The sequence below is a fragment of the Paenibacillus sp. J23TS9 genome, from assembly GCF_018403225.1.
Classification (GTDB): Bacteria; Bacillota; Bacilli; order Paenibacillales; family Paenibacillaceae; genus Paenibacillus_AQ.
The window spans coordinates 12881-25683 of sequence record NZ_BOSG01000001.1 but is presented as its reverse complement, the minus strand read 5'-3'; the positions used below and the strand labels follow the sequence as shown (position 1 = coordinate 25683).

The 12803-nt window shown below is 47.6% G+C and carries 12 protein-coding genes; 3 read left to right on the top strand and 9 right to left on the bottom strand.

Annotated elements, in window-relative coordinates; all coding sequences use genetic code 11:
- Positions 1-10: 10 nt before the first annotated feature.
- From KJS65_RS00170 to KJS65_RS00155, 4 genes are all read right to left on the bottom strand, one after another.
- On the bottom strand, positions 11-967 hold the full coding sequence (locus tag KJS65_RS00170) for a cation diffusion facilitator family transporter (RefSeq protein ID WP_213648057.1): 957 nt from the start codon (positions 965-967) through the stop codon (positions 11-13).
- 192 nt (positions 968-1159) lie between these two features.
- A complete protein-coding gene (gene secF / locus KJS65_RS00165; protein ID WP_213648056.1) occupies positions 1160-2065 on the bottom strand; it encodes a protein translocase subunit SecF in 906 nt (301 codons plus the stop codon).
- On the bottom strand, positions 2055-3335 hold the full coding sequence (secD, locus tag KJS65_RS00160) for a protein translocase subunit SecD (RefSeq protein ID WP_213648055.1): 1281 nt from the start codon (positions 3333-3335) through the stop codon (positions 2055-2057). The genes secF and secD overlap by 11 nt, the downstream gene beginning before the upstream one ends.
- A 141-nt stretch (positions 3336-3476) precedes the next feature.
- The gene (locus KJS65_RS00155; protein ID WP_136607064.1) at positions 3477-3719 is read right to left on the bottom strand and encodes a post-transcriptional regulator; all 243 of its coding nucleotides are present in this window, start codon (positions 3717-3719) and stop codon (positions 3477-3479) included.
- A 275-nt stretch (positions 3720-3994) separates the two neighbouring features.
- Between KJS65_RS00155 and spoVB the strand changes: the two genes are divergently transcribed.
- Positions 3995-5545, top strand: a complete 1551-nt coding sequence (gene spoVB, locus KJS65_RS00150; protein WP_244864538.1) for a stage V sporulation protein B — start codon at positions 3995-3997, stop codon at positions 5543-5545.
- 4 nt (positions 5546-5549) lie between these two features.
- Here spoVB and KJS65_RS00145 read toward each other — a convergent pair whose 3' ends face one another.
- Entirely contained in the window at positions 5550-6380 is an 831-nt protein-coding gene (locus KJS65_RS00145) for a YetF domain-containing protein (protein WP_213648053.1), read from the bottom strand.
- Between the two features lie 176 nt (positions 6381-6556).
- Here KJS65_RS00145 and KJS65_RS00140 point away from each other — a divergent pair, with 176 nt between their 5' ends.
- Positions 6557-6952, top strand: a complete 396-nt coding sequence (locus KJS65_RS00140; RefSeq protein ID WP_213648052.1) for a TIGR04086 family membrane protein — start codon at positions 6557-6559, stop codon at positions 6950-6952.
- 67 nt (positions 6953-7019) lie between these two features.
- Positions 7020-7862, top strand: coding sequence for a phosphatase PAP2 family protein (locus KJS65_RS00135; RefSeq protein ID WP_244864338.1), 843 nt, complete (start codon positions 7020-7022; stop codon positions 7860-7862).
- A gap of 99 nt (positions 7863-7961) precedes the next feature.
- Here the strand turns inward: KJS65_RS00135 and yajC are convergent, their stop codons facing one another.
- The 4 genes from yajC to KJS65_RS00115 form a co-directional block, all read right to left on the bottom strand.
- A complete protein-coding gene (yajC, locus tag KJS65_RS00130; protein WP_213648051.1) occupies positions 7962-8288 on the bottom strand; it encodes a preprotein translocase subunit YajC in 327 nt (108 codons plus the stop codon).
- 66 nt (positions 8289-8354) lie between these two features.
- Entirely contained in the window at positions 8355-9494 is a 1140-nt protein-coding gene (gene tgt / locus KJS65_RS00125; RefSeq protein WP_213648050.1) for a tRNA guanosine(34) transglycosylase Tgt, read from the bottom strand.
- 36 nt (positions 9495-9530) lie between these two features.
- Entirely contained in the window at positions 9531-10559 is a 1029-nt protein-coding gene (queA, locus tag KJS65_RS00120) for a tRNA preQ1(34) S-adenosylmethionine ribosyltransferase-isomerase QueA (protein WP_213648049.1), read from the bottom strand.
- A 6-nt stretch (positions 10560-10565) separates the two neighbouring features.
- The gene (locus KJS65_RS00115) at positions 10566-12668 is read right to left on the bottom strand and encodes a SpoIID/LytB domain-containing protein (RefSeq protein WP_244864337.1); all 2103 of its coding nucleotides are present in this window, start codon (positions 12666-12668) and stop codon (positions 10566-10568) included.
- Positions 12669-12803: the final 135 nt, after the last annotated feature.

The window sequence follows — 12803 nt, the reverse complement described above, 5'->3', positions numbered from 1 at the left end:
CCATGGATGTCTACTGAAGCAGCGTCGGCATGTCATTATCCGTAAGCTGATGATTGGATTTATACGGATAACCGGGATCATAAGGAACGACTTGAATATTAACATCACTGATATGCACAAAACGATGCATCAGCAGTTTTTTTGCCCGATCGGCAATTTCATTCGCTTCAAGCACGGTAATCCGGGGATTCACGCTGATTTTGAGATCAACCGTAATATAATGTCCCTGCTCTCTTGCCTTCAAATCATCGACGGTAATAATCCCGTGTACCCGCTGCACCGTCTCGATAAAGTTGATAGCATCCTCTTGCTCCGCTTCCTGGACCAAAGAGCCATATACGGAATTCATAATAAGCAGATAGCCTTTGCGAATCACCAAACCAGCCACAATGAGGGCCGAGACCGGATCCATATACATCATAGCTTTCCAGTCGAAGGTTTCACCTGCCACAGACAGAAACACTCCGACACAAACGGTTAAAGATGTATACAGACTGAAGCGGTGTTCTTCAGCGTAAGCCGAATGCTGACCGTCCCCCTGCTTTTTCGAATAGCGGTATTGAAACTGGAACATTGCTTCTTTTACAGCCAAAGACACGAAGATAGCAATCAATGCAAAGTTATCCGGTACATGGATTTTTCCCGATGCGATCTCTCTTATGGAGGCAACCGCGATTTGCAGTCCTCCCATCAGCACAAGCACCGAAAACAAAATGGCAAACACCGGTTCCGTCCGGTGCGCCAGGTTCTGCTGTTTGCCAGTACCTCGCCCCTTCAGGGACGAAAAGCGAGGAATGAGTCGGTTAAGTGCAGACACAGCATCGGAGGCGGAATACAAGGCATCGCCCAGTAATGCCTTACTACCCGAGAAATATCCTACTGCGCCCTTAAAAACAGCGAGCGACAAATCACCGATCATTCCCGTCCAAGTAACGGTATCGGAAGAATGTGAACGTTGAACGCTCATGCTTGCCTCCTCTCCGGCAATCCCAATTTGCCGATTCTATTCTTTGAAATGGATGTGATATACGCTACCAGATCGACAGCATCCTTTTCTTCGAGATGAATGAGCCATTGATTGAGTTTAACCATGGAAGGTTCATTATCAGATCGAAAGCCGCGTCGCATTAGACGCGGCTTTCACCCGTACAGCTTTACCTTACGCTTTGGAAGGCTTGACCGCTTTCCCGTTTGGTTTTTGCTTGTACTTAAAGAACAGCCAAAGCGGACTTGCAATAAAGATTGAAGAATATGCCCCGAAGATCAGACCGATAACCATGGCCAGCGAGAACATTTTGATCGATTCTCCGCCGAAGAGGAACAGGAAGAACGCGGCAATAAATACCGTGAACGCCGTGTACAAGGAACGCATCAGCATTTGATTCACACTGTGGTTCAGCAGTTTCGCCAGATCCTCGCGAGTCTTCGTCTTGCCAAATCGCAAGTTTTCCCGAATACGGTCAAAAATAACGATTGTATCATTAATCGAGTAGCCGATGATGGTCAGCACCGCGACGATGAAGGTTAAGCTGACCTCCAGACGGAAGATGGAGAATATGGCGACAACCATAAACGCATCATGCAGCAGCGCGATGATCGCTGCCAGCGCAAATCTCCATTCAAAACGGATACTTACATATATGATAATCCCGATACAGGATATGAGCACGGAGTAAATGGCATTTCGTCCAAGCTCCTTCGCCATTTCCGGATCTACTGTATTGATTTCGAAAGATGCTGTAGCGTCCAGCTTATGAATAGCGGTTTTGAGCTGTTCGTCCTGATCTTCGGACAACTCTTTCGTGAAACGGATGTTCACGCGGTTGTCGCCAGGAGAAACCGTTGCATCCTTGCCGATCCCAATGTTGTCGAGCAGTGGCTGAACTTCAGCTTTCGTCACATTTTTGGAAAGCTTCACGTCCACGTTCGAACCTGCACGGAAATCAACGCTGTAGTTCAAACCGAAGGCGGCAAGGGCGATAATACCTGCAATCGTGAGCACGATTGAGAATATGAACGCAGATTTGCTAAGCTTCACGAAGTCAAATTCTTTTTTAAAGTGCATTGATTTCACTCTCCTTTACCCCGAACTGCTTCGGTTTTTTAAGCAGCCCAGCCTTGACCAGCAGGCTAAGCAGGTAGTGGGTGAAATACACGTTGGTCAGGATACTCAGCACGATTTCGACAATCAGCACGAGCGCGAAGCCTTTGACAGCGCCTGTACCAAAAGCGAACATAACCGCACCGACGATAATCGTTGTGATATTCGAATCCAGAATCGTACGCAAGGAAGATTTGTTACCCGCTTTAACGGAAGACATTACGCTTCTGCCGTTACGAATCTCTTCACGAATCCGTTCATTGGTAATAATGTTCGCATCGACAGCCATACCGATACCGAGAATAAACGCAGCTATACCCGGAAGCGTGAGTGTAAAGTCCGCCCACACGAATACCAGAATGAGCAGCCAGGTATGCACAATCAGACCAAAGCTTGCAATCACGCCAGGTAAACGGTACATCGCGATCATAAAGATCAAAATAACAATGGATCCAATAATACCGGCTTGAATGGTCTTGTCCAGCGATTGTTTACCCAGTGTTGCGCCTACGCTTTGAGAGTATTTCTCTGTCAATTTCAGTGGCAAGGCGCCTAGATTGATCGTATCACTGATTTTTTTTGCTTCATCCAAGGTATAGTTACCTGAAATCTGCGCTTTACCATCCGTCAGCTCCGCTCGAACGGTTGGATCGGAAAGCATCGTTTCATCCAGGAAGATAGCGAGCTGTTTGCCAAGCAAACGCTTCGTTACATCTGCAAATTTCTTTTTATCTTTAACCTTAATATCGATTAGAGGCTCATTCAGGCTGCTATAGCCTACAGAAGCTCCGTTCTCGACAAAATCGCTGCCGACGAGCTCCACCTTACAATATTTATCTTTATCAGCGACATTAGCCGCATCAGCCGCAGGTGCCTTACAGCCATCCGCACTTCGGAAAGTGAGCGCCGCAGGTTCCTTCATTTTCTTTCTGACTTCGGCTTCGTTGGTCACACCCGCGATTTTAAGTCGGATCCGGTTTGTGCCTTCAGTCGTCACCTCAGGTTCGCTGGTACCCAGCAAATTCGCCCGTTTTTCCAGGCTTTCTGCCGTACGCGTGAGGGACTGCTTCGTAACCTTTTGTCCCTGTTCCAGTGGTGTAGCTTCATATAAAATCTCGAAGCCCCCTTTAAGATCAAGGCCTAACCGGACACTGTCGAGCAATGCCGGGCTTGACCAGGCCATAATACCCACTGCAACGAGCACGACGATAATGAAAGTAGCAATTCTTTTCATGCCGTTCCTAGTTCCCCTTTCGTTCTCAATATTCCTATTATAGCTATGCGTCAAAATGCAGTCAATTTATCAATATTTGTCGCTTCTACTTTTACGATATCTTTTCCCCTCCATAGACTGACCAGAAAAGGGCCCCCTCCCTTAATCGAAAGAGGAACCCTTATATGCGGATATTGTCATGAAATTCATAAACGTCAACACCTTTAGAGAGAGAATATCGTTTACCAGCTTGTAGAGGGGAGGAATCCCTTCCTTCTCGTATTTGCTGCTGATGCATTTCCAAACATCTTTGCTCGTGACATATTCATATCCTACGAGTCTGAATTCCTCCGCCTTACTGCGGCATAAAGCCTCAATGGTAGCCTCCATCTCGCTTTCGCTCATATTCTCCGGGCTCACTTGTGTAGCCTCCTCTCTGCCTTCCTTGATGTCTATTGCCAAATGAAGCTTTTGTTTTACATTCGACCTATGAAGTCTTCATTCCTTCTTTTACTCAAATGTTCTTGCGTAAAAGACGTGGTATGAATGGACGAGTAGAGCATATCCATATATACAAAAGGTCTGTCACAGTATATGCCGCATCAGAGCTTCGACTCGGAAGAGGGAGTGGACATTTGAACAAGCTAACACCGAAAAAACAGACGTTTATCCAGGGGACGATGATACTGCTGGCAGCCGGAGTGATCAACCGGATATTGGGTTTTATTCCCCGAATAGCCCTGCCGCGGATTATCGGAGCCGAGGGTGTAGGAATTTACCAGTTGGGTTATCCCTTTTTTATTGTGCTGGTTACACTGATTACCGGAGGAATTCCGCTTGCGGTAGCCAAGCTGGTGTCGGAAGCCGAAACCGAGAATAAGCCGCATAATTCAGGATTTGTCCTCCGTGTCAGCCTCATGCTGACGGTCGGTTTGGGATTCCTGCTCATGGCTGTCTCCCTCTGGCTTGCTCCGTGGGTCACCCGTAACATCCTGACAGATTCTAGAGTGTACTATACCTTTGTCAGCATGAGCCCGATGCTTGTCATTGTAGCTGTATCCTCCGTTTACAGAGGCTATTTTCAAGGAAAGCAAAATATGATCCCGTCCGCGTCTTCTTCCATCATTGAGACATTGGCCAGAATCGTATTCACATTATGGTTTTCGTACCTGCTGCTTCCCAAAGGAATCGCTTTCGCTGCGGCGGGTGCCATGCTTGGCGTTATGGTAGGTGAGTTCTTCGGACTGATCGCACTCCTATGGCAGTTCAGAACAGACCAGCGCCGTTCCCCAGTGGAAAAGCCTTCACGACACATCGCTGCAAGCCGGGGATTGCTCTCCAGACTGATGGGTATAACCGTTCCGGTAACAGCGGGCAAGCTCGTGGGATCTTTCTCTTATCTGTTTGAATCCATCATTACCGCTCAAAGCCTTGCAATTGCCGGAATCGTAACTTCCGTAGCTACCGCCCAGTACGGCGCTCTGCAGGGGATGATCATTCCAGTACTGCTCCTCCCAGGTGCGCTTACATCATCGCTTGCCGTATCCCTGGTTCCTTCTTTATCCGAGGCGGCGGCACGCAAAGACCGGCTCACGATTCACAAAAGACTGAATCAAACCATCCGGCTCGCTCTCGTAACAGGTGCCCCTTTCTCCGTAATTATGTATGTCCTTGCCGAGCCGCTGTGCCAGCTGCTGTACAATAATACAGAAATCTCGGGAATGCTGCGCATGCTGGCTCCATTCGCACTCTTTTTATATGTACAGGCTCCGCTCCAGGCAACGCTTCAGGCATTGGACCGTCCCGGAAGAGCCCTGTTTAACACGCTGATTGGTGCCCTTATCAAGCTTTTCCTGATCTGGTATCTGTCCTCGCAGCCGGAATACGGTATATACGGGGCAATCATTGCAATTATCATCAACAGCATCATCGTCACGTTCCTTCACGGGCATAGCGTTAGCCGTCTGCTCGCTTACCGTTTCAAGCTGCTGGATATGCTTAAGCTTGGATGCGCTATGGTAATAATGGCCGCTGTCACAATGTATGCTTTCCGTTATCTTCCTTTTGATCATATAAGCTGGGTGCAGTTTTTTGCTGCTCTACTCATTGGGGTAGCGGCTTTTCTAATTACCGTTTTCTACTCAAAGCTTGTATCGTCACGAGATATGAAGAGAATGCCCGTCATCGGCAAATGGTTTGGTTCAGCCGAACCTAAAAACCCGGCCGCATGATTCACTATTTCCGGTCTACATACACCTTTCCTTTATGATCTACAGAGCATAAAAAAACATCCTTGAATTCCTTAACTCCCTGCTCCTGAATCTGATTTTTCAACCAAAACCGATTTTTTTTCAGCCTTTGCAGATTGTCATCCTGTACCTTACCATCCATAATCAGCGGAACAGGGAGTACCCCATAGCTGAATTTCCCTGCAGGAACAAGAATTTTTTTATTGGATTTGGTTCTTGTTCCTGCTGACCAGGTTGACCCGGCAGAGCTTTCTTGCCCTTGGCCCTGACTCCCTGAAGTCTTGATAATCCCCTTTGTTTTTAGTCCGAACCGGCTTACAGACTCTTGTTGTGAGGGGGAGGTTTGTCGTTCAGATACGGATTGAGTCTTTGGAATAACCGTTAACTGTCCGGAGTTCTCCAGGATTGCAAATTCCACATCCGCAATATTTTCAATATTTTGCCCGCGCAATTGCAGCAGCAGATCATCCAGATTATAACGCTGCTTTTTCATCTCAGACCTGTGCAGCTTACCCCCGGAGACCAAAATGCTTGGTTTGCCTTCAAACAGCAGACGTGCTTTTCTGCTTTTTAAGCTGATAAACGCAATCGAAATTTGAATGATGACCAGAGTAGCCATGGGAAATAAGCCATCATAGATTGGACGCTTGATGTCTTCCAGCACAAAAACACCAATTTCAGCAATCATAATGGAGATAACGAGATCAAAGATGGATAACTTTCCGATTTCACGCTTTCCCATAATTCTCAAGGTTAAAAAGATGACGAAATACATGAGTACCGTACGAAAAACGGGGATCAGGATATGAGCTGCCATATGCCATACACTCCTTGTTACGCTTTATTCACGGAAAGCTTTGTGCTGTTATTCTGACCTTTCTCCAGTTTCCCCATGCACTTCCGCATCGATTAATTATTGGAAAACTTGTACTACCCAAGAAAGCTTGGACATAGATTTACAATAACTTATGGAATATTAAGGGGGTTCTTGTTATGCACATGATCCGGCGTGTACTTTCTTTTCGGATCGCAAATCCTATCCTGTCAGGACTGTATTATTCTTTCTTCTGGATGATGCTTGGTGCGCTGCTACTCTCACTTTTGCTGTGGTCCAGCGGAATGAAGGAACAAAGCCTCTCCCGCTATATTTACCTCGTTCATGCTGTTGCAGCAGCTATAGGCGGACTGGTTGCGGGAAAACGTTCAGGGAAAAAGGGGTGGTACCACGGAGGTCTTACAGGGGTTATGTACGGCGTTCTGATCATGGTTATCGGCTTCCTCGCACTCGATACCTCTCTGCGCATGGGGGATTTGCTGCTCCTAGGAACGGTATTCGCATCCTCAGCCATCGGCGGCATGTTCGGAGTGAATATTAGAAATAATTTATAGAGTCTCTTCTCTTGAAATGTGGTAAACTGATTTCACGTGATTCTTACAAGAGGAGGCTTTTTCTGCTTTGCTATACCAATCTATGCAGGGAATATCCATCGCATCAGCAATTACAGTAGTCTTGTTGATTTGGTTGGGTACGCTCCGCAATCCGTTTACAGCAGCTTACCTGTTTATTAAGGAACTGCTGACTTCACGAAAGTTTCTGCTGTTGTTTTGCATTATGGTATGTATTCTCCTAGTTAACAAATATGAACTGCAAATAGAGAATAGCTTGAATTATCATAAAGACTTTACGCCCTGGGTATTTAGCCTGGAGGGACATTTTGTAAAGAATTTACAGGATTTTTTCCACAGCAGCTATATTACACCAGTCTCTGTTTTCTTCTATGTGATCGTGTTTCAGTCATTGCTGATCGCCTCAGTTGGTGTTTATGTTTCCGATCAAAATAAAGTGTTTGTATTAGCAACCTGCTTCTCCATTATTATGAACTATGCGGTTGCCATACCTTTCTATCTTTTCTTTCCTGTCAACGAGGTTTGGTCATATCCACCGTCTGGAGTCTCGTTCCTGATGCTGGATGTCTTTCCGAACTTTGAGCGGGAGTACAGGCCTTTATCCGGTTTGGATAACTGTTTTCCAAGTCTGCACACCTCTATTTCGGTCACCATGATGGTTTTGGGTCTGCGGTCGGGAAACCGCCGTTTCGGTATCATGACAACCATTAGTGCAATTGTTATTATTTTCAGTATTTTCTATCTCGGTATTCACTGGCTAACGGATATGATTGCAGGTACCATCCTGGGCCTTCTTGCTTCGAATTTCGGCATCTTATTTGCCAAGATGGCCCTGAGAGGCAAGGAAGGTACTATGCTTCAGCAGCGCAGTAAAATCTATGACAGCCTGTAATATAATGTGATAAGCAAAAAGAGGCAGTTCCCTAAGGGAACTGCCTCTTTTTAAAGATATAAGTAAGTTTATACAATCATAGTGTATGTCAGTTTCAGCTTACGCTTCACCATCATTTGCGCTGCTGGTTGCATGACTAATGGATCCGCGGTCAAATGTAAGCTTAGTTACATCATTCACACGCAGTACCACAATGTCATCCGTGATTTCCATGATGGTCCCGTGGAGCCCACCAATCGTCACAACCTTATCTCCCTTTTTCAATCCACCAAGCATCGAATTACGATTTTTTTGTTTCTTTTGCTGAGGACGGATAAGCAGGAAATAAAAGATCGCGAACATCAACACGAGTGGCAAAACTAAGCTGACAATGCTGCTTCCGCCACCGGTACCTGCAGCTGCTGCCAATTCAAAACTTTCAAACATACTCTTTCCCCCCTTTCATGGACTAACCCCGTTAATGCTGTTTCAGGATTTCAAGAAAATCCCTGTTTAAAAACCTTTATCATTGTTATGAAGCCCATATTGTTCAAAAAACTCATCGCGAAAATCAAGCAGCCTGTCTTCCATGATGCTTTGCCGCACTTGCTTCATCAAATTGATGAGGAAATGCAGATTGTGGTACGTTGTCAGCCTCAGGCCAAAAGTCTCATCGGCTTTGATCAGATGCCGCAGATAGGCTCTTGAATAATTCCGGCAAGTATAACAATCGCATGCGGGGTCAAGGGGGCCAAAGTCTCTGGCATATTGAGCGTTTCGGACCACAAGCCGTCCCTGGCTTGTCATCGTCGTTCCGTTACGGGCAATCCGTGTTGGAAGAACGCAGTCAAACATGTCCACACCCCGGATCGAGCCTTCGATCAGAGCGTCCGGCGAACCGACACCCATCAAATAACGCGGCTTGTTGTCCGGAAGAAGAGGAACGGTATAATCCAGCACTTCATACATAAGCTGCTTGGACTCTCCAACGCTGAGTCCACCAATAGCATACCCCGGGAAATCCATGGAAGTCAAATCACGGGCGCTTTGTTTGCGCAAATCTTCATACATGCCGCCTTGAACGATAGCAAACAGTCCTTGGTCTTGAGGACGGGCATGACTATTCAGACAACGCTCGGCCCATCTAGTCGTACGTTCCAGCGATTTTTTGACATAATCATACTCCGCCGGATATGGTGGGCATTCATCAAATGCCATCATAATATCGGAGCCCAAAGCATTCTGAATCTCCATAGCCACCTCAGGGGAAAGAAACAGCTTGTCACCATTCAAATGGGAACGAAAATGCACGCCCTCTTCGGTGATTTTGCGCATCTCGCTCAAGCTGAACACTTGAAATCCGCCGCTGTCTGTCAGGATCGGACGGTCCCAGTTCATAAACTTATGGAGTCCGCCCGCCTCCCGGACAATATCATGGCCCGGACGAAGGAATAAATGATAAGTGTTGCTAAGGATGATTTGTGCATTCATCGCTTTGAGTTCTTCCGGACTCATCGTTTTAACTGTAGCCTGCGTACCTACCGGCATAAAGGTCGGCGTTTCAATGATCCCGTGGGGGGTATGAACGCGGCCGAGTCGTGCTCCGGATTGTTTGCAGGTTTTAATATGTTCGTAATAAATTGCTGCTGCCATGTATATACCATCCTCTTATATCCCGTTGAACCGGACTTAATAAATAAACATAGCGTCCCCGAAGCTGAAAAAGCGGTACTTTTCCTTGATGGCTTCTTCGTACGCGTGCAAGATATGCTCCCGACCAGCCAGTGCGCTAACCAGCATCACCAGCGTGGACTTCGGCAAATGAAAGTTTGTGATCAGAGCATCGACAACCGTAAATTCATAGCCCGGATACATGAAAATATCCGTCCACCCGTTGCAAGGCTCAAGTGAGCCTCCTTTAAAACGGTTACCCACCGTTTCCAGCGTCCGGCATGAAGTTGTCCCGACCGCAATAATGCGACCACCCCGGTCACGTGCCTTGTTCAGAATATCCGCCGTTTCCTGGGAGACGGAATAATATTCCGCATGCATGACATGATCTTCTACCCGTTCGACAGACATCGGACGAAACGTGCCAAGTCCGACATGAAGCGTAAGGTAGGCTATGGTAACGCCCTTGTTCCGGATCTCTTCCAGAAGCTCCTTCGTAAAATGCAGACCCGCTGTCGGTGCCGCCGCAGACCCTTCATGGCGTGAATAAACGGTTTGATAACGTTCCTTGTCATTCAGCTTCTCTTTTATATAAGGAGGAAGAGGCATCTGCCCCAACCGGTCCAAAATCTCTTGAAAAATTCCGTTATAGGAGAATCTAAGCACCCGCTCCCCCATGTCGCCTTCTTCTTCAATAACTGCCTTTAATTCATCACCGAATACAATTACGCTGCCCGATTTAAGCTTTTTGCCCGGCTTAACAAGCGCCTCCCAGCGGTCCTCACCGAGGTTTTTCAGGAGCAGCACTTCTGCCTTGGCACCTGTATCCTCTTTTGTTCCAAACAATCTTGCAGGAATCACACGCGTATCATTGAGAACAAGCGTATCACCGGATTGCAGTTGTTCGACGATATCCTTGAAGGTGTGATGGGCGATCTTTCCGTCCCTCTTATCCAATGTCAGTAATCGTGAGGCGGTACGCTCCAGCAATGGAGTCTGGGCAATCAATTCTTCGGGTAAATCAAAATCATACAAATCTACATTCATATTGCGTCATTCCTTAGTAATAGTAACGTTCTGATAATAGTGTTTCAAAATATCCTGATAACCATACCCTGCATCTGCCATTCCTTTGGCTCCCCATTGCGAGAGTCCAAGTCCGTGACCATTGCCTCTGCCTACAAACATAAAGCCTTCGCCAGAATCAATACTGCGAGCACTTTGGTTTCCGTTCATAACCACCGTTCCACTTCCCTGTAAGGTGCTCTGACCAGAGGCTGAGAGCACGGTCATGCTGGACGAACCGGTGATTTTGGATGTTGTGCCATTTGCACTCAGTACAGTATAGCTTCCTGTCGGTACAATATCAAACAACGTGCTTGGAAGTCCGTTCAACGCGGAACGGAACATATCAGGATATTTCACATCGAGAATCTGGCCATTAGCCTTAATCTCTGTCGCACGGCCGGACGGCCCCCTCTTGGTCACTTCCAAGGTAGTGATCGAGGAAGGAGCCGCCGTTGAGGTTTTGCCTTGAAGACTCTTCACCAGCTCTGCTGATGAATAAGGGCCACGTACCCACGAGTAAGTGCCTGATTCCTGGACCTTTTCCAGTACAATAGCCGTATCTCCGGGATTCATCTTGGCCACCGGACTGGCATCTGACTGTATCAGCGGCAGCGGTCGGACATTCGTATCCTTCGCCGTTACTGTTAGTTTCGCCAGCCCACCGCCGGTTAATGTTCCGGTTTCCTTCGCATTATCTTCACGGATAAAACCGCTCGCACCGGAGGACAGAAGAACATGATACCACATTTTTTGACCCTTTACGGCAGCTTCATCGCCTTCACTTGGAACACTGGCAAAGGCATCTCCACCGCTGTTCCATACTTCGGACGGATCAGCGGATACACCGCCGGCATTGGAGGAAAACACAGCTTCCACAACCTTGCCGTCTTTAAGAATAACTTCTCCCTGTGTTGCATCGACTGCCTGAATCACACTCGCAGATTCGGATGAAATCCCGTTATAAGCCTGGCTAAGTGTTGTATCCACCACGTCGGCAATTTTAAACCTGCTGCTCTGCCCCGCTTGGAACTCTGCATAGCTGCGTGCCGCTACGGCCTGGGCCTTCAAAGCGTCCGCGGGCCAAGAGGAAGGCACTTCACCACCAACAACCGAATATAAATACTGCTCGAATGGCAGATCATTCACCAACGCCAGCTGGCCGTTAAGGGAGCTTATTTCCATCGCGCCCCGATAGGAACGGCCTGATCTTTCGGCCACCTTAATTTCCGAACCGCCGTTTTCAATCCAGCCCTTGGCATCATTGCCGCTTAGCTGATAATGATTCACAGCCTGTCCCAGGCTCACATCCTGACGAATGATGAAAGCCGGAAGATTGGAGTCCACATTCGACAATGTCAGCTGCGGGAGTTTGGCGCTGACGGAACTGCGCAGAGCTTCCAGTTCATTATCATTCCCTGCCTCCCCGACCCAGGCAGCATAACGGCTGCCTCCGTCAGAGGTTTGCTCCAGAGCAACCATGGCATCGAACCCAGCAGCCTTGATCGTACTTACAGCAGATGCTGCCTGCGCTTCAGTAGCGTATGTACCTGCCGATAAATGCTTGGGTCCTTTCACTGCGGGTGTCTGTCCATTCAAATAGGCTGAAGCGGTTTTTGCAGCCCGGGCTAGAGCCGATGCTGCTGTCTGTTCACTGGCATAATACCCCGTATACAACTGGTATACTTGGCCCCCACTCGACGTGGCCGCAAATATTAAAGGCTTGTCCGCCGTGGCTGCCAGTTTTTTATAGGCTTCTGTGACCGTGGACAGATCTGCTGTTTCGAGCACCTTGATTCTGAATCCGTCTACACTGAATCGGGCCTGTTCACCTGACCCAAGCGTAATCAGGTTTGAATGCCCGGCCGGCGTGTTAAAGCCTACCGTCCAGGCTTGCCCGGAAGAGAGAGTTACTGCCGCCGTCGTTGATTTATAAGTGCTGCCTAAATCCATAAACATGCCTACACGTATATGATCGACCGGAAGGGCAGCAGCCTTGCCGGGCAGCTGGAAGCTTCCAGCCACTAGCAGAGCAGCCAGCAGCCCTTTACCACACCATGCTACAACTCTAGGTACCGTTACATTTCCCACTCGCTATTTTCCTCCTTGCATCCCATGAAGTCTATGAAAATTCAATATTATTGGATATTGTACGTAATGAGGCTGTGGCGATGGATCATGCCATTGTAGAACAAGTACTAAGTATGATTGGATGCCCCGCTGCAA

Excerpts from the sequence above, each read along its gene's own strand:
- KJS65_RS00170 (WP_213648057.1), bottom strand. The coding sequence starts at position 967 with ATGAGCGTTCAACGTTCACATTCTTCCGATACCGTTACTTGGACGGGA.
- secF (WP_213648056.1), bottom strand. The coding sequence starts at position 2,065 with ATGCACTTTAAAAAAGAATTTGACTTCGTGAAGCTTAGCAAATCTGCG.
- secD (WP_213648055.1), bottom strand. The coding sequence starts at position 3,335 with ATGAAAAGAATTGCTACTTTCATTATCGTCGTGCTCGTTGCAGTGGGT.
- KJS65_RS00155 (WP_136607064.1), bottom strand. The coding sequence starts at position 3,719 with ATGAGCGAAAGCGAGATGGAGGCTACCATTGAGGCTTTATGCCGCAGT.
- spoVB (WP_244864538.1), top strand. The coding sequence starts at position 3,995 with ATGATACTGCTGGCAGCCGGAGTGATCAACCGGATATTGGGTTTTATT.
- KJS65_RS00145 (WP_213648053.1), bottom strand. The coding sequence starts at position 6,380 with ATGGCAGCTCATATCCTGATCCCCGTTTTTCGTACGGTACTCATGTAT.
- KJS65_RS00140 (WP_213648052.1), top strand. The coding sequence starts at position 6,557 with ATGCACATGATCCGGCGTGTACTTTCTTTTCGGATCGCAAATCCTATC.
- yajC (WP_213648051.1), bottom strand. The coding sequence starts at position 8,288 with ATGTTTGAAAGTTTTGAATTGGCAGCAGCTGCAGGTACCGGTGGCGGA.
- tgt (WP_213648050.1), bottom strand. The coding sequence starts at position 9,494 with ATGGCAGCAGCAATTTATTACGAACATATTAAAACCTGCAAACAATCC.
- queA (WP_213648049.1), bottom strand. The coding sequence starts at position 10,559 with ATGAATGTAGATTTGTATGATTTTGATTTACCCGAAGAATTGATTGCC.